At 31.3% G+C, this 25,315-nt stretch carries 22 protein-coding genes; 19 read left to right on the top strand and 3 right to left on the bottom strand.

Features of this window, described 5'->3' with window-relative positions:
* The first annotated feature begins 15 nt into the window (after nucleotides 1–15).
* Genes HMPREF1630_RS04685 through HMPREF1630_RS04675 form a run of 3 tightly spaced genes read left to right on the top strand, consistent with a single transcriptional unit; the run spans nucleotide 16 to nucleotide 2,655 of the window.
* Nucleotides 16–1,194 carry an NAD(P)H-hydrate dehydratase gene (locus HMPREF1630_RS04685; protein WP_037327533.1) on the top strand — a complete coding sequence of 393 codons (1,179 nt, stop codon included), beginning with the start codon at nucleotides 16–18 and terminating at the stop codon, nucleotides 1,192–1,194.
* A gap of 2 nt (nucleotides 1,195–1,196) precedes the next feature.
* Nucleotides 1,197–2,315 carry an alanine racemase gene (gene alr / locus HMPREF1630_RS04680; RefSeq protein WP_037327532.1) on the top strand — a complete coding sequence of 373 codons (1,119 nt, stop codon included), beginning with the start codon at nucleotides 1,197–1,199 and terminating at the stop codon, nucleotides 2,313–2,315.
* Complete coding sequence (locus HMPREF1630_RS04675; protein WP_004827522.1) at nucleotides 2,305–2,655, top strand: type II toxin-antitoxin system PemK/MazF family toxin; 351 nt, start codon at nucleotides 2,305–2,307, stop codon at nucleotides 2,653–2,655. The genes alr and HMPREF1630_RS04675 overlap by 11 nt, the downstream gene beginning before the upstream one ends.
* Nucleotides 2,656–2,716: 61 nt before the next feature.
* On the opposite strand, the gene murC is transcribed toward HMPREF1630_RS04675, so the two are convergent.
* Nucleotides 2,717–4,123, bottom strand: a complete 1,407-nt coding sequence (gene murC, locus HMPREF1630_RS04670; protein ID WP_037327530.1) for a UDP-N-acetylmuramate--L-alanine ligase — start codon at nucleotides 4,121–4,123, stop codon at nucleotides 2,717–2,719.
* Nucleotides 4,124–4,271: 148 nt separating this feature from the next.
* Between murC and rpiB the strand changes: the two genes are divergently transcribed.
* The 9 genes from rpiB to HMPREF1630_RS04625 all read left to right on the top strand — a co-directional run bounded on the left by rpiB (nucleotide 4,272) and on the right by HMPREF1630_RS04625 (nucleotide 14,189).
* Complete coding sequence (rpiB, locus tag HMPREF1630_RS04665) at nucleotides 4,272–4,715, top strand: ribose 5-phosphate isomerase B (RefSeq protein ID WP_004827520.1); 444 nt, start codon at nucleotides 4,272–4,274, stop codon at nucleotides 4,713–4,715.
* Between the two features lie 43 nt (nucleotides 4,716–4,758).
* Nucleotides 4,759–5,478, top strand: coding sequence for a purine-nucleoside phosphorylase (gene deoD, locus HMPREF1630_RS04660; protein ID WP_004827519.1), 720 nt, complete (start codon nucleotides 4,759–4,761; stop codon nucleotides 5,476–5,478).
* A gap of 1 nt (nucleotide 5,479) precedes the next feature.
* Nucleotides 5,480–6,865, top strand: coding sequence for a bifunctional UDP-N-acetylglucosamine diphosphorylase/glucosamine-1-phosphate N-acetyltransferase GlmU (glmU, locus tag HMPREF1630_RS04655; RefSeq protein WP_037327528.1), 1,386 nt, complete (start codon nucleotides 5,480–5,482; stop codon nucleotides 6,863–6,865).
* A gap of 2 nt (nucleotides 6,866–6,867) precedes the next feature.
* On the top strand, nucleotides 6,868–7,851 hold the full coding sequence (locus HMPREF1630_RS04650; protein WP_004827517.1) for a ribose-phosphate diphosphokinase: 984 nt from the start codon (nucleotides 6,868–6,870) through the stop codon (nucleotides 7,849–7,851).
* On the top strand, nucleotides 7,851–8,438 hold the full coding sequence (gene pth, locus HMPREF1630_RS04645) for an aminoacyl-tRNA hydrolase (protein ID WP_037327527.1): 588 nt from the start codon (nucleotides 7,851–7,853) through the stop codon (nucleotides 8,436–8,438). Before HMPREF1630_RS04650 ends, pth begins: the two co-directional genes overlap by 1 nt.
* Entirely contained in the window at nucleotides 8,431–11,919 is a 3,489-nt protein-coding gene (gene mfd, locus HMPREF1630_RS04640; protein WP_037327525.1) for a transcription-repair coupling factor, read from the top strand. The genes pth and mfd overlap by 8 nt, the downstream gene beginning before the upstream one ends.
* Nucleotides 11,919–12,950: a foldase protein PrsA gene (locus HMPREF1630_RS04635; RefSeq protein WP_037327524.1), complete on the top strand. Its 1,032-nt coding sequence runs from the start codon at nucleotides 11,919–11,921 to the stop codon at nucleotides 12,948–12,950. The genes mfd and HMPREF1630_RS04635 overlap by 1 nt, the downstream gene beginning before the upstream one ends.
* A complete protein-coding gene (locus HMPREF1630_RS04630) occupies nucleotides 12,922–13,830 on the top strand; it encodes a SurA N-terminal domain-containing protein (RefSeq protein ID WP_004827513.1) in 909 nt (302 codons plus the stop codon). Before HMPREF1630_RS04635 ends, HMPREF1630_RS04630 begins: the two co-directional genes overlap by 29 nt.
* An 80-nt stretch (nucleotides 13,831–13,910) precedes the next feature.
* Entirely contained in the window at nucleotides 13,911–14,189 is a 279-nt protein-coding gene (locus HMPREF1630_RS04625) for an HU family DNA-binding protein (protein WP_004827512.1), read from the top strand.
* 57 nt (nucleotides 14,190–14,246) lie between these two features.
* On the opposite strand, the gene HMPREF1630_RS04620 is transcribed toward HMPREF1630_RS04625, so the two are convergent.
* Complete coding sequence (locus tag HMPREF1630_RS04620; RefSeq protein WP_037327522.1) at nucleotides 14,247–15,989, bottom strand: Rqc2 family fibronectin-binding protein; 1,743 nt, start codon at nucleotides 15,987–15,989, stop codon at nucleotides 14,247–14,249.
* Between the two features lie 93 nt (nucleotides 15,990–16,082).
* Between HMPREF1630_RS04620 and gmk the strand changes: the two genes are divergently transcribed.
* The 7 genes from gmk to tsf all read left to right on the top strand — a co-directional run bounded on the left by gmk (nucleotide 16,083) and on the right by tsf (nucleotide 23,479).
* Nucleotides 16,083–16,682: a guanylate kinase gene (gmk, locus tag HMPREF1630_RS04615; RefSeq protein WP_004827510.1), complete on the top strand. Its 600-nt coding sequence runs from the start codon at nucleotides 16,083–16,085 to the stop codon at nucleotides 16,680–16,682.
* Entirely contained in the window at nucleotides 16,682–16,870 is a 189-nt protein-coding gene (gene rpoZ, locus HMPREF1630_RS04610) for a DNA-directed RNA polymerase subunit omega (protein ID WP_037327521.1), read from the top strand. The genes gmk and rpoZ overlap by 1 nt, the downstream gene beginning before the upstream one ends.
* Before the next feature lies 1 nt (nucleotide 16,871).
* Nucleotides 16,872–18,044 carry a bifunctional phosphopantothenoylcysteine decarboxylase/phosphopantothenate--cysteine ligase CoaBC gene (coaBC, locus tag HMPREF1630_RS04605; RefSeq protein WP_037327519.1) on the top strand — a complete coding sequence of 391 codons (1,173 nt, stop codon included), beginning with the start codon at nucleotides 16,872–16,874 and terminating at the stop codon, nucleotides 18,042–18,044.
* Between the two features lie 4 nt (nucleotides 18,045–18,048).
* A complete protein-coding gene (gene priA, locus HMPREF1630_RS04600; RefSeq protein ID WP_037327518.1) occupies nucleotides 18,049–20,412 on the top strand; it encodes a primosomal protein N' in 2,364 nt (787 codons plus the stop codon).
* A gap of 9 nt (nucleotides 20,413–20,421) precedes the next feature.
* Nucleotides 20,422–21,828, top strand: a complete 1,407-nt coding sequence (ftsY, locus tag HMPREF1630_RS04595; RefSeq protein WP_037327516.1) for a signal recognition particle-docking protein FtsY — start codon at nucleotides 20,422–20,424, stop codon at nucleotides 21,826–21,828.
* Between the two features lie 130 nt (nucleotides 21,829–21,958).
* Nucleotides 21,959–22,795: a 30S ribosomal protein S2 gene (rpsB, locus tag HMPREF1630_RS04590; protein WP_037327515.1), complete on the top strand. Its 837-nt coding sequence runs from the start codon at nucleotides 21,959–21,961 to the stop codon at nucleotides 22,793–22,795.
* Between the two features lie 15 nt (nucleotides 22,796–22,810).
* Nucleotides 22,811–23,479, top strand: a complete 669-nt coding sequence (gene tsf / locus HMPREF1630_RS04585; protein ID WP_037327513.1) for a translation elongation factor Ts — start codon at nucleotides 22,811–22,813, stop codon at nucleotides 23,477–23,479.
* A gap of 176 nt (nucleotides 23,480–23,655) precedes the next feature.
* Here tsf and HMPREF1630_RS04580 read toward each other — a convergent pair whose 3' ends face one another.
* Complete coding sequence (locus HMPREF1630_RS04580; RefSeq protein WP_037325895.1) at nucleotides 23,656–25,215, bottom strand: IS1182 family transposase; 1,560 nt, start codon at nucleotides 25,213–25,215, stop codon at nucleotides 23,656–23,658.
* Nucleotides 25,216–25,315: the final 100 nt, after the last annotated feature.

Raw genomic sequence — 25,315 nt, 5'->3', positions numbered from 1 at the left:
AAGGTGAGGTATTCAGTGATAGGCATTGATATAATTTCAGTAAGCAAAATAAAAGAAAAATCAGATAAAATTTTAAGGAAAATTTTCACTTCAAAAGAGCTCTCATATGCTTTTAAGAAAGAAAATTCCTATCAGACCTTAGCTGGAATTTTTGCCTTAAAAGAAGCGGTTATAAAAGCCTATAATCTTGATATAACATATCTTAAGGAAGCAAAGATTGAAGTTTTACACGAAAAAAATCGTCCGTATATTTCTATAAACAGTAAAATATGCGAATGCGAAGTTTCGATTTCTCATGATGATGGTAAGGCCATAGCTATTTGTATGAATAATGAAATACCAAATCTCACAATAGAAAATGAAATGAGAAATATTTTGCCCAAAAGAAAAAAAGAAAGCCATAAGGGCACTTATGGAAAAGTCGCTATACTTGGTGGATCAGAAGGTATGTCCGGTTCTTGTTTTCTATCTGCAACAGCATGTCTTAGAGCAGGGGCAGGGCTCGTTTATCTACTGGTTCCATCATCTATTAGTAAAATTTTACAGATTAAGTCTTGCGAGCCTATTATAAACACTATTGATTCTTATAATTTAAAGTATAATAATTATATACTTGATCAGATTTTTGGATACTTAAATGATAAGGATGTCCTAGCTATAGGCCCAGGTATGGGTACGGATCCAAGCTTAAATAAGTTAATAGGTAATATAATTAATGAGTTTAATGGTAAAATTATTATTGATGCAGATGGATTAAATGCGGTAGCTAAAGATAAATCGGTATTAAGTAAGAAAAATATTATCTTAACTCCTCATTTAAAGGAATTTTCGAGATTAACAGGACTTTCTATAAGTGAAATAAATAAAGAAAGAATTAAAATTGCAAAGGAATTTGCAAAAAAATATGAGATTATACTTGTTTTAAAATCTGAAAACACCCTAGTAACTGATGGGGACAAATTATATATAAATAAATTAGGTAATCCTGGAATGGCAACTGCTGGAAGTGGGGACGTTTTGACGGGCGTGATATCAGGCCTGCTTCCAATTTTAAATGAATTTGATGCAGCAAAACTAGGAGTTTATCTTCACTCTCTTGCTGGAGATCTAGCTAGTAGTTACTTATGTGAAGAATCTCTTATAGCGAGTGATATAATCACTTATTTACCAAAAGCAATTCGACTTTTGAGGTAGTTATGCAAGAAACATATTTAGAAGTAAACATCGATAAAATTAGAAATAATATTATTAAAATAAAAAATTTAAATCATCGTTCGAAATTTTGTGCTGTGGTAAAAGCTAATGCCTATGGACTAGGTTCTGATATAGTTGGCAGAGAAATAGAAGATTTGGTAGATTATTTTGCTGTGGCTAGATTAAGTGAAGGGATTTTGTTAAGAAGGGCTGGTATAAAAAAACCAATCCTCATTTTAGGCTATGTCGGCTTGGATGATATTAGTAAATGTTTTGAAAATGATATTGATATTTCAGTTTATGATTTAGGCCTTGCCAAAGAAATTGATAAACTCGGTTACAAGCTTAAGGCCCATCTTGTCTTGGATACAGGGCACGGCAGAATAGGATTTAGAGCTGACCAAATTGAAAATATTAGGCAATTAAAGACCTTAAGTAATATAAAAATAATTTCAGCCTTTAGTCATTTCTCAACTGCTGACGAAGAGGATAATAGCTTTACCGAGAAGCAAGAAGAGATTTTCGACTATATAATTGAACAGATAAAAAATGATTTTGATTTAGAATTTGTTCATCTTGCCAACTCTGCTGGGACAATTAGGCAGAAGATTTTTAAAGATATGTATAGGATAGGCATATGCCTATATGGCCTATATCCATCAGAAGTTGTCAGGGATAATACTGAAATAAAACTTGAAAAAGCATTTAAGCTTTACTCTTTTGTTCATTTTATAAAAAATATTGATAAAGGGACGCCGATTTCATATGGAAGAACCTTTGTAAGTAGTAAACCTATGAAAGTAGCAACCGTCGCAATAGGTTATGCAGATGGTTATTGTAGGGCTTTTTCAAACATGGGTAAAGTTTACATAAACGGTTATGGTTGCAAGGTTTTGGGTAGAGTATGTATGGATCAGATGATGGTCGATGTAACAGGCCTTGACGTTAAAATAGGCGATAGGGTAGAAATTTACAAAGAAATAGATAAGGATGCTAATCTTATCGGAACTATATCCTATGAGCTTATGACAAATATATCTATGAGAGTTAAAAGGATTTATATAAAAGAAGGAATGGTTATAGCAAGACGCGATTATTTAGGAGAAATATATGAAAGTTAAAAGAGGAGACTTATATTATGCAGATCTTTCTCCTGTAGTCGGTAGCGAACAGGGAGGGGTAAGACCTGTTATAGTTGTACAAAATGATGTAGGCAATAAATATTCACCTACAATAATTGTTGCTCCAGTCACAAGTCAAATGAATAAGGCTAAACTTCCAACCCACGTTAAACTAAAAGGAAACAAATATGGTCTTCCTAAAAATTCTGTGGCATTGATGGAGCAATTAAGGACTATTGATAAAAAAAGACTTAGGGAAAAAATTGGAACTTTTTCTGTAGATATAATGAACAAAATAGATGAGGCAATGACAATATCACTTGCTCTTGCACAAGACTAAAAAACCAGCCATATAAGCATTTGCTTATGTGACTGGTTTTTATTTGGCTATTAAATAGTTTTTAGATATTTACAAGATTTTTTTGGTCTTCTACAATCATTTTTGCAAGTTTATCTGGGTTTCCACATCCTGTGGTTATTACAAGGTCATCATCTTTTATTATTGTGTATATATAATCTCTAGCTTCTTCGAAAGTTGAGATATATTTGGCATTTAGCCCTTTCTTAACCATTGCATCAACAACATCCTTGGAATGGATAGTAGGATCGAATTTTTCTCTAGCTGCATAAATGTCTGTAACTATTATTTCATCGGCAGAATTAAAACTATTTAAGAAATCATTAAACAAGGTTTTGGTTCTTGAATATGTGTGTGGTTGCCAAACGCATATTAATCTACCCTTAGTATGCTCTTTTAATGCATCTAAAGTCACTAAAATTTCAGATGGATGATGACCATAGTCTGTCATTATTGTTGTCTTGTTTACATGACCAATGATTTGCATCCTTCTATCAAGACCTGTGTATTTTAGTATATTTTCTCTAATTGTATTAATATCAATCCCATTTTCATAAGTTGCAATAATTGAAGCCATAGCGTTGTTTATATTATGTCTTCCAATTACACCAAGTTTAAAATGCTCAACATCACCATTTCTCATCACTAGGTCAAAACTTGGTCTACCAACTTCATCAAAATTTATATTGGTTGCGTAATAATCAGCATCAGGATTTTCTTGACCATAAGTAATAAGATCACCTTGGACAGCATCAAGGATTAGTTTATTGTTTTCTTCATTAAGATTTAAAATAGTCTTTGAATTTTCATCTTGGTTTCTTAGGTATTCTTTAAAGGTGTTAACTATATCATTTAAATCTTTATAATAATCTAAGTGGTCTTCATCAATATTTAAAATAATAACTGTTTGTGGAAAATAATATCTGATGTTACCCTTATATTCACAAGCTTCAGTTACTAGGAAATCTTCATTACCAACTTTAACATTACCCTTCATATCGTCTAAAATACCACCAAGAAGGATAGTAGGATTTTCATCTGAATGTAATAAAATTTTTGAAATCATACTGGTTGTTGTTGATTTACCATGAGAGCCCGAAATTGCAATAGAGTTCTTATAATTTCTCATTAGGGCACCTAAGAATACGCCTCTTGTAACAACAGGAGCATCAAGTTTTTTAGCTTCAATTAATTCTTCGTTATCATCAGCTATTGCATCTGTATATACGACAAGGTCAGGATTTTTAATATTTTCTTTTCTTTGACCAATATAAACTTCTATGCCAAGATTTTTTAAAATTTTAACTGTATCTGATTCGCTTCTATCAGATCCTGTAACCTTATAACCCTTTTCAAACAATAGATGGGCAAGTCCACTCATTGAAATACCACCTATACCAATAAAATGAACGTATTTAAAATCGTGTCCATCTAAATTAAATTCAAACATATATTTATAATCTCCTTAATAGTTCAGTCTTTAAGTATATTTACTATATTATACCATATTTAATATTGAAAACTTGTCAAGTTCTACTTTGAATATAAGAATAGATGACGTATATTTATATTAGAATGTAAAGTTAAAAGGAGGAACCATGAAATTTGTTATAGCTAATGATCATGGTGGTATTGATTTACAGCCTGCTGTTTGCGAAAAACTTCAAGAGCTTGGACATGAAGTTGTCCATGTAGGTACATATGATAAAGAATCTTGTGACTATAGTGATTTTGCTGTCAAAGCTTGTGAAAAAGTTATCAATAACGAAGCTGATTTTGCTATTCTAATTTGTGGTACAGGCTTAGGCATGTCTATTTCTGCAAACAAGATCAAAGGAATTAGAGCTGCTTGTGTTTCTGAACCATTTTCAGCAAAGATGAGTAGGGCACATAACAATGCTAATGTATTATGTATTGGAGCTAGAGTTATTGGAAGCGAGCTATGTAAAATGATAGTAGAAGAGTTTGCAAAAACTCCATTTGAGGGTGGACGCCATCAAAGACGCGTAGATAAAATTTGTAAAATAGAAGAGGAAAATTGAGACTTTTTGAGTCTCTATTTTTGTTTATGAAAAAGGAGTATATATGACAATACCAACACCGCACATATCGGCTACAAGCAAAGATCAAATAGCAAAAACTGTGTTAATGCCGGGAGATCCATTGAGAGCTAAGTATATAGCTGATAATTTCCTTGAAGATGTAACACAATTTAATGAAACTCGAGGCATGTTAGGATTTACTGGTTACTATAAGGGTAAAAGAGTATCAGTAATGGGAAGCGGAATGGGCATCCCATCTTCTATGATTTATTTTAATGAGCTTTTCGATTTTTATGATGTTGATTGCATAATAAGAGTAGGCACAGCAGGTTCAATGCAAGAAGATGTTAAACTACATGATATTGTAATAGCACAATCTGCTTGTTCTGAATCATCAATAAATGATAATTTATTTGGTAATATACATTTCTCTGTAAATCCGGATTTTGATTTGCTAGTCAAAGCAGTTGAGAAATCAAGAGAATTAGGATATAGGACCCACTGTGGTCAAGTTCATTCATCAGACCAGTTTTATAACAATATGGAGCCTAAAGTTTTTGAAAATTTACGAAAATATGGGATTCTATGTGTTGAAATGGAATCTTATGGTCTATTTATGGCAGCAAGAAAACATGGAAAAAAAGCCTTGGGTATTTTTACTATCTCTGATTCTCTGATTGAAAATGTTTCGGATAGTGCAGAAAATAGGCAAAAATCATATACTAATATGATGCAACTTGCCTTAGAGGTGGCAGAAGGTTAGGATGATTAAAACTATAATAATGGCTGCTGGTGAAGGAACAAGAATGAAATCAGAAACTTCTAAGGTTCTTCACAAGTTGATAAATAAAGAAATTATAAAATACGTAAAAAATGCAAGTGATTTTGATCAGTCAGAAACTATTATTATTGCAGGAAAAAACAAAGATAAACTTAAAGAGTTATTCCCAGATGTAACAATAGTTGAGCAAAAAATTGGACCAGGTATTCCTTATGGTACCGGTTACGCAGCTAGTCTTGCCTTAGATTATATAGAAGACAATGACCAAGTACTAATTTTGAATGGTGATATTCCACTAATAAAGAAAGAATCTCTTGAGAATCTTATTGCTTACCATGCTAAGACTAATTCTTCTTGCACTATACTTTCTACTAAAATAGATAATCCTAAGGGATACGGAAGAATTATCAGAGATGATAATGATAACTTTATAAGAATAACAGAGGATAGAGACCTAAATGATGGTCAAGAAAATATAAATGAGATTAATGTTGGAATTTATATTTTTAAGGCTCAGGATTTGAAAGAAGCACTCGCTAAAATTGATTCAAACAATGATCAAAATGAACTTTACCTAACCGATTGTATAGGTGTTCTAAAAAGTGAAAACAAGATAGTCACAGCTTTTGTAAGTAATGATTGTGATGAGTTTTACGGTATTAATAATAAGTATGAACTTTATAAGGCAAGCAAAATTTTACAAAATCGAATTAATAAAAAACATATGTTAAATGGTGTAATAATTGAAAGCCCAGATACTACTTTTATTGAAGAAGGCGTTGAAATTGGTAGCGATACTGTTATATCAGGTTTTGTTAAAATTTATGGAAACTCTAAGATAGGCAAGTCTTGTTTAATTGATGGATCTACAAGGATAATCAATTCGACAATCGAAGATTATGTTAGGGTTGATAATGCTGTCATTGAAGACTGCTACATGGAAGAAAATAGTAACATTGGCCCATACTCTAGGATAAGACCAAATTCTCATATAGGCAAGGGAGTTCATATCGGCAATTTTGTTGAAGTTAAAAATTCAAGACTTGGTGAAGGTACCAAGGCAGGTCATCTTGCTTATATTGGTGATAGTGATCTTGGTAAGGATATAAATGTTGGTTGTGGTGTAGTTTTTGTAAACTATGACGGCAAATTTAAGCATAGGTCAATCATAGGAGACGGCGCTTTTATTGGATCAAATGCAAACATAGTTGCACCAGTAAAAGTCGAGAAGGAAGGTTTTGTTGCAGCTGGTTCTACTATTACTGAAGATGTTAGTTCGGGCGAACTAATAATCGAAAGGGCAGAACAAAAACATATTAAGGGTTATGTTGAAAGAAAAAAGGAAAGAGATAAAAATCATAAGGAGTAAAAATGTCATCTAAAGGAAACAAATACATTCAAAGAGGGGAATTGAAGTTATTAACAGGCAATTCAAATATTAAATTAGCAGAAAGTGTTGCAAAAAACCTTGGAATCGAACTCACTAAGGCTGATATCAATAAATTTAAAGATGGTGAAATCAGTATAAAGATTAATGAATCAATCAGGGGAAAAGATGTTTTTATAGTTCAACCTACATCAAATCCAACCAATGATAATCTAATGGAATTATTAATAATGATTGATGCATGTAAGAGAGCCTCTGCTGGCTATATTAATGCAGTTATCCCTTACTATGGGTATGCTAGACAAGATAGAAAAACTAGGGGAAGAGAACCTATTACAGCAAAACTTGTAGCAAATCTTCTTACTGTTTCAGGTGCTGATAGGGTTATAACCATGGATCTTCACGCAGGTCAAATTCAAGGTTATTTTGATATTCCTGTTGACCATTTTTCTGCTATTAGACTTCTTTCAACACATTTTCAATCATTTGCCTTTGATAAACCAGAAGAATTTGTAGTAGTAAGTCCTGACTTAGGTGGTGTAAGACGTGCTAGAGAATTTGCCGATTATCTCAAGCTTCCTATAGCCATTATAGAAAAAAGAAGACCAATGCCTAATGTATCTGAAGTTATGTCTGTAATCGGAGATTTTAAGGGCAAACATGCTATAATTGTTGATGATATGATTGATACAGCTGGTACTATTACAAATGCAGCAGATTATCTAGTAGAAAATGGAGCTAAGGATGTTTATCTAGTTGCAACTCATGGAGTATTCTCAGGTGATGCTATTACCAAACTACAAAAACCATCTGTTAAGGAAGTTGTAATTACCGATACAATTGCCTTGCCAGAAGAGAAGAAAATTGACAAGATTACTCAGCTATCAATAGCACCACTTTTAGCTGAAGCTATTAACAGAATCAATACTTACGAATCAATAAGTGGTCTGTTTACGGTTATAGAATAATGTATTATATTGTAGGATTAGGTAACCCTGGATTACAATATGAAAATACTAGACATAATGTCGGTTTTATGACTATTGATTATTTGGCGAACAAATATAATATAGATGTAAGAAAATTAAAATTTAAATCACTATATGGTCAGGGAGAAATTTCTGGCCATAAAGTCATGCTCATAAAACCTCAAACCTATATGAATAATTCAGGCGAGGCTGTAAGAGAATTAAGAAACTTTTATAAGTTTGATATAGATAAACTTATTGTAATTTATGACGATATTGATATTGACTTTGGCACTGTTAGAATTAGAAAAAAAGGTTCAGCAGGCAGTCACAATGGCATGAAATCAATTATTTATCAAATACAAGATGATAAATTTCCACGAATTAAGGTTTCTATAGGAAAAAAACCAGAAAAATGGGACTTAGCAAACTTTGTTTTAAGTGGTTTTTCTAAAGAAGAAGTAAGTATACTTGAAGATGAAATTAGACTTGCTGCTAAGGGAATTGAAATTATTCTAAAAGAAGATATTGATATGGCAATGAACAAGTGTAATTCTGTCAAACTGGTAGAAAATAATAATGAATAAATTAATTGAACAATTAATTAATATTGATCAGATTAAAAAAATTAAATACGGACTTAAAGACTATTCTCCACTATATATCCAAGCTTTAACTGATGGTATTAAGGCTCATCTTGCTCTGGCTATCTTTGAATCGCTTGGAGAAAATGTGGTCTTTATAACAGATAATCCTAAAAGATCTGAAAAGTTTTTGCAGGATATAAACCAAATTTCTGCTAAAGCTAAACTTTATCCCGACTTAGATACCAACTTTTATAATATCAAATCAATTGATGATAAAAAAATCAATCAAAGATTGGAATGTTTGATTAGTTTGTCAAAAGGTGAAAAGTTTATTACAGTTACAAATTTTGCTGCAATAAAAAATAAACTTACGACTTTAGATAGATTTAACAAATCTTTTGTTATTATAGATGAAGAGAGCATAATAGATGTCGATGATTTTATTAACAGTCTTAGTGCTCTTAATTATAATCCAACAGATTTTGTAGAGGAAAGAGGTGACTTTGCAAAAAGAGGTTCAATAATTGATGTTTGGCCAATTAATTATGAAGACCCAGTTAGGATTGAGCTTTTTGATGATGAAGTTGATTCTATAAGAATCTTTGATAAAAATACCCAAAGAACAATAAAGAAAATAAAAAACGTAGAGATAGGCCCAGCCAATGAACTTTTATACGATTCTGATGACTATAAAAAAGTAATTAAGGCTATTTCTAATGATATAGACAAGAAAGAAGTTACTAATACAAAAGATCAAAAGCTAGTAGATAAGTATAAGCAAATTATTTCTTTTTTAGATCAAAAAATGTATGTTGCAAATAAAGACTTGATTAATGCCTATAGAACAGAAAATTATTCAAGCTTTATTGACTACCTACCAGCTGGAACTATCTTTATTTTTGATGATATTTCAAGGATTTATGAGTCTGTCACAAAAGATGATGAAAAATTCTTAGAAGATTTAACCTATCAAATGGAAAATGGTGAAGTCTTTGGTAGTTTTGCTAATTATTTGTTAGATAGTAGTGAGATATATAAAAATATATCGGAAAAATCAATTATAAATTTCACATCTATCCTTAAAAGAACAAAATTATTTTCACCAAGGAAAATTATCGATTTAAAGACAATAGAAGCAGAAAATTTTAATAAGGATATAGAAAATTTCATAAGAACAAGTATTGATCTAGCAAAAAGAGATAAAAAAGTTTATGTATTTGCAGGTTCTAAGTCTAGAAAAGAAAATCTATTAAAAAGTTTTATCGATCACGACTTTTTGCTTGCTGGTTTTGAGGAAAATTACACAGACTTTGATAAAACACCAATCATTATTTCTGATAAAAATTCCAGTGAAGGATACTATATCAAAGATGTAGATCTTTTCGTATTTACAAGTAAAGAGGTTTTTGGTAAGACTAGTTCTAAAAAGAATAACCGCAAAAAAGTATCATCTAAGAATATTATAAATTATTCAGATTTAGAGATAGGCGATTATGTTGTTCACGAGAACAATGGGATTGGTATTTATAAAGGGCTTACAAAAATTGAGAGAAATGATGTTGAAAAAGATTTTATATTAATAGAATATAGAGGAAACGATAAGCTTTACATACCTGTAGATCAAATGAACTTGGTTAGTAAATACATTGGTAATAGGGGAGAAAAACCAAAACTATCTGCTCTAGGCTCTCTACAGTGGCAAAAATCAAAGCAAAGAGCAAAAAAAGCAGTTGATGAAATAGCTGATGATTTAGTAAAATTATATGCAAAAAGAGCCAAAGAAAAGGGGCATGCTTTTTCTAAGGATACTACTTGGCAGGTAGAGTTTGAAAATTCCTTTCCATATGATGAGACTTTTTCTCAATTAAGAAGTATTGAGGAGATCAAAGCTGATATGGAAAGCGAAAATCCTATGGATAGGTTGTTATGTGGTGATGTAGGTTATGGCAAAACTGAAGTAGCTTTAAGAGCTGCTTTTAAAGCTATCATGGATGGATATCAGGTTGCCTTTCTTGTGCCAACCACAATTCTTGCCAACCAACATTATCATACAATGGTAGAAAGGTTTAAGGATTTCCCAATTACTTGTGCTATGTTATCCAGGTTTAATACCAAGGCTAAGGATGATAAGATATTAAAAGATATAAAGTCTGGCAAAATTGATATTGTTGTTGGAACTCATAGGCTGTTGTCTGATGATGTTAAGTTTAACAAATTGGGGCTATTAATTATAGATGAAGAGCAAAGATTTGGCGTAAAGCATAAGGAAAAATTCAAAAAATTCAAGGCATCAATTGATGTGTTGACTCTTTCTGCAACACCAATACCAAGGACGCTTCAGATGTCCTTATCAGGCATAAGGGATTTATCAACTCTAGATGATCCTCCTGAAGAAAGACTTCCTGTAAATACTTATGTTTTAGAATTTGATTCTGGAATAATAAGAGATGCTATACTTAAGGAAATAAATAGAAATGGTCAAGTTTACTTTGTTTATAACAGGGTAAATGACATAGAAAAATTATTTTTGAAAATAAAAGATTTAGTTCCAGAAGCCAGCATTGAGATTGTCCATGGGCAGATGAGTCCTAGACAAATCGAAAATATCATGATGGATTTCATAGATGGCAAGATAGATATACTACTTGCGACAACAATTATAGAAACGGGTATGGATATAAAAAATGTCAATACCATAGTAATCTATGATTCAGACCTAATGGGTTTATCTCAGCTTTATCAGTTGAAAGGTAGAATAGGAAGGGGATACAGATCATCTTATGCTTATTTTACTTACAGGTCAGGAAAAATTTTGACCGAGATTGGCGAAAAGAGATTAAAATCCATAAGAGATTTTTCAGATTTTGGTTCTGGTTATAAAATAGCAATGAAAGACTTGGAATTAAGAGGTGCAGGAAATCTCTTAGGTGAAAGTCAATCTGGTCATGTTGAAGCTGTTGGTTATGACCTTTATGTAAAATTTCTTCAAGAAGCTGTTGAAAAAGCATCAGGCAAGGAAGTTAAAATTAAATTAGAAAACCAAACTTTCATTGATATAAAAATAGATGCATATATTCCAAATTCCTATATCAATGATTCTTCGCAAAAAATTGAAATTTACAATCGTATAGCAAATATAAATGATAAAAGTGATTACGATGCTTTGGTTGAAGAATTGATTGATGTTTATGGAGATATTCCTGTAATAGTGGATAATATAATGTATGTATCTCTTATTAAAGCTATCGCTTCAGAAAATGGTTTCACTGAAATAAGAGAAATTAATAATAGCATATATTTATTTTTTGCAAGTAAGGATAATTTTACATTTGAAGAATTAAAATATATAAATGAAACCTACAAGGGGGTGATGAGCCTAGATTTATCTGACAAACCAGCATTTATAATTCCTGCAATAAAGACTAAATTACTTGACACATACGAACTTTTAGATACAATTAAGAAAATAAGGAGTAAATAATGAAAAAGAAATTATTAATCGCAATGTTAGCATCAACAATGGTGCTAGGCGCTTGTGGAAATCAAGCAAATGACAACAAAAAAGATTCGAAAATGGAAGAAAAAGCTAGTGATATTAAAGAACTAGATAAGGGAACTATCGCTATTGTAAATGGTGAAAAGATTTCAAAGGATGCTTACAAGGCTGAGATGAGTTTCTACGGATCAATGCTTGCTAGTAGACAAAATTTGAAGAACTCAATTGTTCAAATGATGGTTCAAGACAAATTAATTGCCGACGATATGAAGGCTAATAAAATTGAAATTTCTGATAAAGAAGTTAATGATGCATTCTTAAATTCAGTTAAACAATTTGGTGGTCAAGAACAATTTGACAAGATGCTTGATGATTACAATATGGATGTAGAAAAGTTTAAAGAAACTGTTAAAAAAGATTTGATGTATAAAAAACATAGAGAATGGTTTGAAAAAGAACATCCTGTAACAGAAGAAGAGATTAAACAATATTACGAAGATAATAAAGATCAATTTGCTAAGCGTGATGCTTCACATATTCTTGTAGCAGACGAAAAAACAGCAAAAGAAGTAAAAGATAAGCTTGATAAGGGAGCAGACTTTGCCGCTCTTGCAAAAGAATACTCAAAAGATACAGCTAATGCAGCTAATGGCGGCGAGTTAGGAACTTTTTCAAGAGGCCAAATGGTAAAAGAATTTGAAGATGCTGCATTCTCTCTAAAAGAAGGGGAAATATCTGGTCCAGTTAAGACTCAATTCGGATATCATATTATAAAGGTAAATAAGATTGCTGATTCAATTGAAGATAACAAAGAGGCAATTACTAAAGCCTTAAATGATAAGAAATATTCAGACTATATCAAAGAGCTTAACAAGAAAGCGAATGTTGTTACAGAAGCAACTATAGCTGAAAAGAAGGAAGCAGAAAAAGCTACAGAAGATAAAAAAGTAGATACTAAAGAAGATAAAGCTGAAGAAAATAAAGAAGATGAAAAAGATAAAAAAGGTAATAATTAGTATATTATCTTTATGTACTTGTATTTGCTTATTAGCATCTTGCGCTAAGAGCAAGGACGAAGCAAATTCTATTGCCATAGTTGATGGGAAATCAATCGCTAAGCAATCATTTGATAAGGAATTAGAATTTTATCTTGCTTTTTATACAAAAAAATATGGTGATTCTTATCTAGAATCCAAAAATGCTAAGGGCAAGACAAATAAAGAAATTCTTAGAGATGATTTATTAGATTCAATGATAAAAGACCAGGTTATGTTAAATGACCTGGCAGATAAAAAAATAGAAATTGATGATAATACTGCAAATAAACTAAGAAGTGATATGGAAAAAGAGTTGGGAGATAAAAATTCACTTAAGGCTAACATAAAAGCATTAAATATGAGTGAAGCTGATTTCTCCGATGTAATTTTCAACGACTCAATTAGAAAAATGCACTATGAGTATTTCTTAACCCATAATAAGATTAAGGATTCAGAGATACTTCAATATTACAAAGCAAATGAAGAGCTTCACAAGATGTATAAGTATAATGTATTAGTTTTTGATACTAAAGAAGCTTGCGAAGAAGTTAAGGCTAAGATTAAAAATCAGGTCGATTTCAGACAGGCTTTAAAAAGTCCTGTTAAAAATTTTGATGTTATAAATTCAGACTTTGTATATATAGATGATCCTCTTTTAGTAAAATCAAAATTAAAAGAAAAGGATAAGGTTAGTGACATATTTGAAGATAATAACAAGTTTATGATATTGATGATTAACTCATACAATGAGAACGAAAATGAGTTATTAATGCAAACAAAAGATAAATATCTCAAAGATGCCTACGATGATTACCTAAATAAATTAGTAAAATCGGCAAAAATTAAGGTTTTTATTTGATAAAGCTTGAAATTATTGAATTTGTTATGTATAATCAATTTAGAGTTAAACAGAAATCATGTTGATTTATAGGAGGAAATATGAATAAATCAGAATTATTAAATAGCATATCAGAAAAAAGTGGTCTTAAAAAAGTTGAATCTGAAAAAGCATTAAACGCATTTTTAGAAACAGTTCAAGAAGCCCTTGTAAAAGGTGACAAAGTTCAACTTGTTGGATTTGGTACATTCGAAGTTAGAGACAGAAAAGCTAGAGAAGGTAGAAACCCAAGAAAACCTGAAGAAGTAATCCAAATCCCAGCTTCAAAAGCTCCAGTATTCAAAGCTGGTAAAACTCTTAAAGAAGCTGTTAATAAATAAGAAAATATTTTAGAAATTTAAAAACCGGATCTTGAAATAAAGAGCCGGTTTTTTATATTATATTTTTTTTAAATTAAATTTTGTTTCTTTATCTAAGTCTATGGTTATAGTTGAGAATTTTTCGTAATATACCATTCCTTCTTTTGCTCCCTTAGCCTTGTTGACGTTTTTCTTCTCTGTATAATCTACATCAACTTTATTATCATTTGTTAGTGAAGAATTTTTAGCTGCTAGGTAGGCGGCTGTTAGTATATCTTCCTCGTATATATGGTCAGTTTTTAATACTACATGGCTACCTGGACTATCCTTAACATGGAACCATAAATCATCTTTTCTTGCGACTTTAAGGGTGATATAATCGTTTTGTTTAGAGTTCTTACCTACATATATATCCGCACCACTCTCGGTTTGATAATGAAGAGGTTTTGAAGGTTTCGATTTCTTTTTATCCTTTGCTTTTTTCTTTATAAGTTTGTTTTCTTGCATCTCATCTCTTATATCCTCTAAATCAGAAATTGAGTCTGCTCTAGTAATAAAATCCTCTAATTGTTCAAGATAGGTAAGTAAAGATTTTTGGTTAGGTAGGTCTGCTTGAGCATAAACAATAGCTGCTTTAATTTTTTTTGCCCTATTATAATAGCCGTTAATATTTTCCCAGGCGCTATTCATCGGATTTAAAGAAATTTTTATAGGCTTATTTTCATTATAAAAATCTTCGAGAATTATTTCTTTTGCCTTATTTTCTATCCTGTAGAGATTGGCTGCAAGTAGGTCTGCGTTCTTTTTGGCATCATCGGCTAGGGCTTCTTTGGCGATATTTTCATTTAGGATGGTAATTTTCTTCTTTACTGATTTTTTATGACTATTTATCTTTTTTAGTAGAGAATCTTTCATTTGATCTAATCTGTCATTAGACTTATTTGTAGAATAGAAATTATCTATAGCAAGACTCATCAAATCATATTTATTCTCTGTAAAATTTAAATGGCTTAACCTAATTGCATGGTATTCTTTAATTTTTCTTTCATCCCTATAGTCATAAGCTCCTAAGTTATCATTTAAAATATCATTTCTTAAAGCAAGAAATAGATTATTCAATTCCTTCTTTTCATCTTCGCTTACAAGCCCCCAATTTATCCTAGGATCAATCTTAGCCCTGTGGACTAATTCTTTACCTATAATAGGAGAGAAGCCCTCGTAATAGGTGTAAAAGATCTTATAAGGCTGAAAACTATTTGGGAGTTTTGGGTTTAGATAAAAAATATCTTTATTAAAGTTTTCATCAGTAATATCTATCTTTTCGCTTTTTATACGCTCGTAAGTTAAAGATGGGAAAATTTGTCTGACAGAAGACATCTGCTCATTAATTCTTTTTATAGAATCAATTATCTTGTAACTAGTATCCGTAAGAATTACATTTGAATGTTTTCCCATAATTTCAATAATTAGTTTTTTGCTAGTATCAAATCCCATTTCATCGATAGAAACTATAGAAAGTTCAACAACCCTATCGAGTCCATATTGTTTTATATCAATAATTTTTCCCTGGTTAATATGTTTTCTCAAAACCATACAAAAATTGTCAGGTTTTTCTGGATTCTCGTATTTTTTTTCTGTAAAATTAATTCTAGCTTCATTATTATTTGCGCTAACAAATAATTTATAAGACTTTCCCATTGAGTATATATTAAAAATAAGATCATTTTTAGAAGGCTGAGATATTTTTTGAATTTTACCACCTAAAATCTCTTTTTTTAATTCATTTACAATTTTTCTTGTTACTATTCCGTCAAAACTCATAATTCACCTCACTCTTATTATACTCTATGACATCATAGATGATACTTGAAGTAAAAGCATATAAAAGTAAAATGATTTAAATAAGGGGGAGTGATGAAAAAGGGATTTTTATTAGTTATATCAGGTCCATCTGGAGTCGGTAAAGGTACTGTTCTTCACGATTTGATGAATACTCAAACAAACTTAGTATATTCTGTATCTGCCACAACAAGAAAGAAAAGGGATGGTGAGATAGAAGGAGTAAGTTATTTTTATTTAAACCACGACGAGTTTGAAAAAATGATTGAAGAAGACAAGTTCCTTGAATATGCTCATGTCCATAATAATTATTATGGAACACCCAAAGAATTTGTGGAAAAAAAGATAAATGAAGGCAAAATCGTAATACTAGAAATTGATGTACAAGGAGCTCTTAATATCAAGAAAAATACTGATAACGGAGTTTTTATTTTTTTAGCCCCTCCTAGCCTTAAAGAATTAAAAAAGAGAATTGTAGGGCGTGGTACTGAAACCGACGAAGACATAAAAATCAGAATGAATAACGCTAAAAAAGAGCTTCAACATATTAAAGATTATGATTATATAGTTATTAATGACCACCTAAACTCAGCTATTACATCTGTAAATGAAATAATTAATGCAGAAAAACATAAGGTGTTTAGGGAAGAAAATTTAGAATTCAAGGAGGATTAATGAAAAATCCATCATTTAAAACATTATCAGAAGTAAGTCCTAGCAGGTATGAAATCTGCATGATGTGTGCAAAAAGAGCGAGAAGAATTGTTAATGGCTCAGCACCTTTGACAAAAGAAATTGAAGCAAAACCTGTTACTCAAGCCTTAAATGAGATAATACAGGGAAAGGTAACTAAAAAACACTAATATGCTAGAAAATAAAAACATTCTCCTAGGGGTAAGTGGAGGAATAGCAGCCTATAAAGTCTTAGATTTATGTTCTCGCCTAAAAAAAGCAGGCGCAAATTTAAAGATAATTATGACTAAGTCTGCTACAGAATTTGTTAATCCATTAAGTTTTGAAACTATGGGAAAATGTAAGGTTTATACAGATTTATTTGTTGGCCACCATGAAGAAGTTCACCACATTGAACTAGCTAAGTGGGCAGATATTATGCTTATAGCACCAGCAAGTGCAAATACAATTGCTAAAATGGCAAATGGTATAGCAGATAATTTTCTTCTATCAACTTACCTTGCTTGCGATAAGGATGTTGTAATAGCTCCTGCTATGAATAACAACATGCTAAAGGCAAAGGCAACACAAAGAAATTTAAAAATTCTTAAAGAAGATGGTATTAAAATCATCAAACCCGAACCAGGGATCCTTGCTTGCAATACCGTTGGAGATGGAAGGCTAGAAGAGCCTATTGAAATTGTTGACTTTCTGGATGAATACTTCACAGAAAAAGATTTATCAGGAAAGAAAATAATTATCACAGCTGGTCCTACTGTTGAGCAAATTGATTTTGTTCGCTACATATCAAATAATTCTAGTGGTAAGATGGGCTATAATATTGCCAATGAAGCTCGTAAGCGTGGAGCAGAGGTGATTTTAATTTCTGGTCCAGTAAATCCTTTCAAGATAAATGGAATTAAAAAGATTCAGATTAAAACAAATACTGAAATGAAAGATGCCATTGCTAGAGATTTTGAAGATGCTGATGCTTTGATTATGTCAGCTGCTCCTGTAGATTATAAGGTTGAAAAAGCAAGTGATAAAAAAATTAAAAAGACTGGTTCGAGCTTAAAATTAGAATTGATAGAAAATACTGATATTATAAAGTACTTCGGTTCTATAAAGAAAAACCAGACTATAATCGGATTTGCCGCAGAAACTGATGATTTAATAAATAATGCAAAAGCTAAGCTTGAGAAGAAGAATTTAGATTATATTATTGCAAATGACTTAAAAAAATGGGGAGCTGGTTTTGATGTCGATACCAACGTTGCATCAATTATATCTAAAGATAAAGTTGTTAATTTCGATATTATGCCAAAAAGCGAGCTTGCCAATAAAATATTAGACCTATTAAGGTGATGATTTGTACGCAGAAGTAATTATTGATAGTAAAAGCAGATTTTTAAATAGATCTTTTACCTATCGTATACCAGAAAAATTAAATAATAAATTACAAAGAGCAATGAGAGTATTGGTACCATTTGGTAAAGGCAACAAGACTGTCGTTGCTTTTGTTTATCAGATAGTAGAAGAATTTAATTGCGATTATGGGATCAAGGATATAATTTCTATTATTGACGATAGTAAGTTAGTAAGTGATGAACTTTTAGATTTAGCTTTTTATATGTCAAAAGAGTATCTTTCTCCAATCCAACTTTCTCTCAAACAGGTACTACCACCCACAAGTATTGATAAAATAAAAACCTTTTATAAGGCAAAGGTAAAAGGTGATGATTTTCTTAATTTTTTACAAGTAGAAAGAAGTAGGGAAGATATCATAAGATATTATCCTGATTCTTTGGACCTACTAAATGATTTGATAAAAAATGATAAAGTTAAAATCTTTTATGAGGCCAGGGATAAAATAAAAATCTCCTTTGATACCTATATTAAACTTAAAGATTTTAATGCGACAATTTCTAATAATGCTATAAAACAGAAAAAAATTATAGAATATCTAAAAGTCAACGGCTTGACCAAGCAGAGTGATTTGCTTAAAAATACTTCATCTTCCTTATCTTCCTTAAAATCTCTTATTAAAAAAAATATTATAGAGGAAGTCCAAAAGGAAGCAAACAAGGAAATTAAATTAGATGTAAAAAATTATGATAAACATCAATTAAATAAAGAGCAAGCCCTTGCCTATCAAAAGATTCTTGCAAAACCAGATGGAAAATTTCTTTTATTTGGAGTTACTGGATCAGGTAAGACAGAGATATTTTTACAAGTCGTAGAAGAAGTGATTAAACAAGGAAAGGAAGCTATTATATTAGTTCCAGAAATTTCTTTAACACCTCAGACTATAGAGAGATTTTCAGGCAGATTTAAAGAGAAAATAGCAATAATTCATTCAAGATTAACTCCAAAAGAAAAATTTAATCAATGGATGATGATAAAAAATGGCGAAGTTAAAATAGCTATAGGTGCACGATCTGCAATATTTGCTCCCTTTAAGAACCTAGGAGCAATTATTATAGATGAAGAACATGATAGCTCTTATATATCTTCTAAAGATCCTAAGTATCATACAAGAGAAATTGCCAAATTCAGAGCTAATTATCATTGTTGTAATCTTATTATGGCATCTGCCACACCTTCTATCCAAACAATGAATGAGGTTAGAGATGGTAAGTTAGACCTTCTTCATCTCAGAACTAGGGTTAATAAAAGTATGCCAGACATTTTAATTGTTGACATGAGAGAAGAATTAAAAAATTCTAATTATTCCATGCTTTCAAACGAACTTCAAAGACAAATTAGCCACAATCTAAAAAACGGTGAACAAACAATTTTGTTCTTAAATAAGATTGGTCACGATTCTTTTACTTTTTGTAGAGCTTGTGGTTATGTTGTAAAATGTGAGGCATGTGATGTAGCTATGACCTTTCACAAACGAGTAAATAAACTTGTATGCCATTACTGTGGAAGAACAAAAAATCAAGTTAAGATTTGTCCAAACTGTCATTCAAAAAAGATAAAAGAATTTGGTGCTGGGACAGAAAAGCTTGAAGAAGAAGTAAGAACACTTTTCCCTAATGCAAATATCCTTAGAATGGACTCCATGGTGGCAACAAGTAAGGCAAGGTATGAGCATATGTATAAAGATATGAAGGCCGGAAAAATTGACATACTCCTCGGCACACAGATGATTGCTAAGGGCCTTGATTTTGACAATGTAACCCTTGTTGGCATCATATCTGCAGATTTATCTTTAAATGTTGGTGATTTTTCTGCCCAAGAGACAAGTTTTCAACTTCTAACTCAAGTTGCAGGAAGAGCTGGAAGAGCTAATAAATCTGGCAGGGCTATCATACAAACCTATAAACCTGAGAATTTTGTAATCCAGGCTGTTAAGAAAAATGACTATCAAAGTTTTTTTGAAAGTGAGCTTAAAATTCGAAAAGCATTTTCCTACCCGCCATTTAAAAATATAATTACGGTTAAGATCTTAAATGAAGACAGAGTAAATACTATAGATATTTCTAAGGAATTTACCAATATGTTAAAAAAGGCCATGAAAGATCTACTGGATATTGAAATAATAGGACCAAATCCATGTAAAATATCAAGAATAAATAATAAATACAGGTATAATATACTTATGAAGGTTTATGACAAGGACCTCGATATTTGTAGAGATACCATAGGCAGGATTAGAAATCATCTTATCAATAAATACACAGATACATCATTTATTGTAGCAATCAATCCTGCAAATATTAATTAAGGAGTCGGTATGTTTAATTTTTTTAAGAAAAAAAAGAAAAAAACTGAAGAACTTGAAAACAAAAATATTATAAAAGATACTGAAGAGAAAATGACTTGTGATTGTTTTTCTAATTCAAATGATGATGACAAGACTAACGAAGAATTTAATAAATTTAATGAAGCTAATAAAAACAACAATTTAATCGAAGAAGTTGAAGAAAAAGCAAGTGAAGTTAAAGAGGAGATTAAATCTGAGGTTGAAAAAGTAGAAGAAAAGGCCAAAGAAGTAGTCGAAGAAATCAAGGATGAAGAAAAATCAAATAAAATCAAAGCAGGCAGATTTATAGATTTAACTAAGTCTGAAAATACGGAAAAAAAAACTCTAAAAACTGAAGATTTAACCTTAGAAAACACTAATAAAGAAAATGAAGAGGATAGATCTGAAGAAAATCCCAATGAAGCTTATGAAGAATTACATGATGAAAATCTAGCGGAAGGTGAAGAATTTATTGAAGAAAAAGAATCTATTTTCGATAGGCTTAAAAAAGGTCTAAGTAAAACAAGGGATAGTTTTACATCAAGTCTTTCAAATCTTTTTACTAGAAACGTAAAAATTGATGATGATTTGTATGATGAACTTGAGGAAATATTAATTTCTGCTGATATTGGTATGTCATCAACTATTGAAATTGTGGACAATTTAAGATCCGAAATTAAGAAAAGGTCTATTAAAGATTCAGATAAAATATATCCAGTTTTAAAAGAAATAATGATACAAAAGTTAGATGAGAAAAATCTTGATAATGGGATTAAGTTTGAAAAAGGAAAATTAACTGTAATTCTAGTTATAGGCGTAAATGGGGTTGGAAAAACTACAACTATCGGTAAACTTGCAAATAACTTTAAAAATGATGGCAAAAAAGTCATGTTAGCAGCAGCTGATACCTTCAGAGCTGCTGCTATTGATCAACTTCAAGAATGGGCGGTAAGAGCAGAAGTTGAGCTTATAGCACATAAGGAGGGAGCTGACCCATCCGCAGTTATTTTTGATGCAATTAAATCAGCACGTAGTAAGGATGTTGATATCCTTATTTGTGATACTGCTGGTAGGCTTCACAATAAGAAGAATCTAATGCAGGAACTTGAAAAAATTAATAGAACTATTGACACTCACGCTGTAAATGCAAATAGAGAAAATCTCTTAGTTCTTGACGCTACAACAGGTCAAAATGCAGTAAGCCAACTTAAGGAATTTAAAAATGTTACTGATATTACAGGCTTAATATTGACTAAATTAGATGGTACTGCAAAGGGTGGAGTAATCTTTCCTTTGCAAGTAGAGGTGGAAGTTCCTGTTAAATATATAGGGGTCGGTGAAGGTATTAATCACCTACAAAAGTTCGACTCAAATTCTTTTGTAGAAGCGATGTTTTAATGTTGAAATTTAAGTTTTAGGTGGTATATTATCTAGGTACTACAACAATCACACTCATGGATGGATATTGCGTTGCCAATTGTGGTTTAATATTCAGTTGAGATGGGTGGAAGAAAAAACGGAGGTAAATATGGCAGTAGTTTCAATGAAAAAATTATTAGAAGCAGGTGTACATTTCGGACACCAAACTAGAAGATGGAACCCAAAAATGGCAAGATTCATCTTCACAGAAAGAAATGGTATCTACATAGTAGATCTACAAAAAACAGCTAACCAAATCGAAGAAGCTTACAAAGTTATGAGAGATATAGTTGCTGATGGTGGTAGAGTTTTATTTGTTGGTACAAAAAAACAAGCGCAAGACTCAATTCAATCAGAAGCTAAGAGATCTGGTCAATACTATGTATCTCACAGATGGTTGGGTGGTATGCTTACTAACTTTAAAACAATTAGAAAAAGCGTAGAGAAACTTCAAAGATATGAAAGAATGGAAGAAGATGGTACATTTGATCTTCTACCAAAGAAAGAAGTTCTACAATACCAAAAAGAAATGGACAAACTAGAAAAGAATCTTGGTGGTATAAAAGATATGGAAGAACTACCAGATGTATTATTTGTAGTTGATCCAGGCGAAGAAGCTATAGCTGTACACGAAGCTAAAATCCTAGGTATTCCAGTAATAGCAATAGTTGATACAAACTGTGACCCTGACGAAGTTGATGTTCCAATACCAGGAAATGATGATGCTATTAGAGCTGTAAAACTTATAACTTCTGTAATGGCAGATGCTGTTATTGAAGCAAATCAAGGCAACGAATTTGATCCTTCTAACGAAGAAGTTGAAGAAGATGAATTTGAAGAAGATTCTGAAGTAGAAGTTGAAGATGAAAATCTTTCTGACGAAGATTTAGAAGAAGCAGCTAAAGAAATAGAAACACAAGCATTTGAAGAAAACGAAGCTGAATAAATAGAGGAGATATAGATGGCAATTAGTGCAAAATTAGTTAAAGAATTAAGAGAGAGAACTGCCGCTGGAATGATGGACTGCAAAAAAGCCCTAGAAGAAGCAGGTGGGGACATTGACAAAGCTCAAAAGATCCTAAAAGAAAAAGGACAAGCAACTCTTGATAAGAAATCTGGTAGAGTTGCTGCAGAAGGTGTTATTGGTTCTTACATTCACAATGATAAAATCGGCGTAATTGTAGAAATTAATACAGAAACTGATTTTTCTGCAAATACTGATACTGTAAAAGATTTTGCAAGAGACATTGCAATGCACATTGCTGCAAGTGCTCCTAAATACATCTCTGAAGCTGATGCTGACGAAGCTGATGTAGCAGAACAAAAAGAAATTCTAATCAACCAAGCTATCAATGAATCAAGCGATAATATGCCTGAAGATAAGAAAAAAATGATAGCTGAGAAAAAAGTTGAAGGAAGACTTAAAAAATGGTTCTCTGAAGTTTGCTTATTAGATCAACCATTCATCAAGGATCCAGATTTAACAATTGAACAACTACTTAGACATACAGCTAATGAAGTTGGAGAAAACATTAAGATTAGAAGATTTGCAAGATTCCAAGTTGGGGAAGGTCTTGAGAAAAAAGAAGAAGACTTCGCTGCTGAAGTTGCAAGCCAAATGAACATGTAATAAATTATAGGTGATGTTGCAGAATAGTTAAAACTATTCTGCTCATCACTTTTTTCTTGGATATTTGTATCAAGCTATTTAATTATATAGAAATTTTAAAGGTAAAGATAAATTTTTCCACAATTTTCCTAAAAATAGGCTCAAGTAATAGAGCTCCTCATTTTAACATTTTTTTCTTAGGCAGCTTTGTATTTTATGATTTCTAAGTTCCTATTTTTAATTTTTGAAGCTAATTTATTTAAGTTTAGTGCCATTGATAGAAGGCATATTTCACTTATTATATTTGCTTTTCCTCTGTGATGAAATCTATTGTAGTTTAAGCCTGACTTTATTTTAGAAAAAGCTCCTTCAGCTTGGATTGATCTATTTAATCTTTCTTCTATTCCTTGGTCAGATTTTATATTTTCTAAGGATTCTTTTCTGTATTTTTGGAATGTTTCTGCTATGTAGATTCCTTTGGTTTTTTGGCCACCTTTGTTCCGGTCAAAGCATCTGTAGACTTTACTTATACTTACATAACCACTTTTCTTTTTATCGTACTTGTCTTTACATCTAACAAAGATTTTTCCTTCTGGTGATATGTATTTGTCTTGAATGTCATCATAGACTAAGCTTTCCCTAAATTCTTGCTCTTTTTTATATTTTCTTGTTTTGGATTGTTCGTAGTTTGATGGTTTTATGTAGGATTTTAGATTGTTTTCTTCTAAGTATACATAGTTTTCTTCACTTTCATACCCTGCGTCTGCTACTATCCTATCTAAACTATTTGGATATTTTTCTATTAGTTTTTTTAAGAATGGTTTTAGGGTATACATATCATTTGGGTGATGAGATACATTTTCTCCTATGATGAAGCCTGAGGCACTTGCTAGTTGAATATTGTAGGCTGGTTTTAACTGACCATTTCTCATGTGGTCTTCTTTCATTCTCATGAATGTTGCATCATGGTCTGTTTTTGAGTAGGAGTTTCTGTAATCTCCCATTATTTCTAAATGCTCTTGATAAGTTTCTAGCTTGGTTTTCCAATCTTTTAGCTGTTCATAGTTTCGTTGAAGTTGATGTTTTCTTTTGCCCTGCCCATATACGAAGTTTATTTTCTTTTCTGTACATTCTTTACTTACTTGATTAAAGGCTATTTTTACTACTTCTAGTACTTGAGATGGACTTAAGTCTTTATTTAAATCAAAGTGTTTTATTATTTTTACTCTTAATTTTTCTTGCCATTTTTCTATGCTTCCTCGCCATACAAAGCTGTATCTATTGGCATAGGCTTCTATTTTTGTTCCATCTATGTAGATGCTTGATAGGTCTATTTGTTTTTCTTCTATTAGTATTTGGACCATTTGATTTAATAGATTAGGAGCTAGTTTTACTATTTTCTGTCTAAATCTATTTATTGTGGAGTGATCTGGTGGAGTTTGTCCATCTAGGAGATATTTTATTCTTAGATCATATTTGCATGATTTTTCTATTTCCCTTGATGAGAATATTCCTTCTGAATAGCAGAATACTATTATTTGAAGCATGGTTACTGGATTTACAGTAGGTTTTCTTCCAAATGATGAGTAGACTTTATTTAGTTCTGTTAGTTCTATCCTTTCAATTATATTTTTTACAAGCCTTAGTTTTATATCATCTTGGACGTATATTTCTGTGTTAAAGTTTAATTTTAATTGAATTGTATCATTAACTAGTGTAAAATTGGTTAGTGATGATGTATTACTATTTTGTTTCATAAATACATTGTATCAGAAAAAGACGAGGATGTTTAGTTTCCTCGTCTTTTTTCTATGTTGGGACTTATGCAACAGCCCCTTTTTGTGGAGTAATTTTGTA

Origin of the sequence: Anaerococcus lactolyticus S7-1-13 (genome assembly GCF_000758765.1) — a bacterium.
Lineage (GTDB): Bacteria > Bacillota > Clostridia > Tissierellales > Peptoniphilaceae > Anaerococcus > Anaerococcus lactolyticus.
Note: the sequence above shows the minus strand (reverse complement) of the source record. Positions and strands in the feature narration are given on the sequence as shown.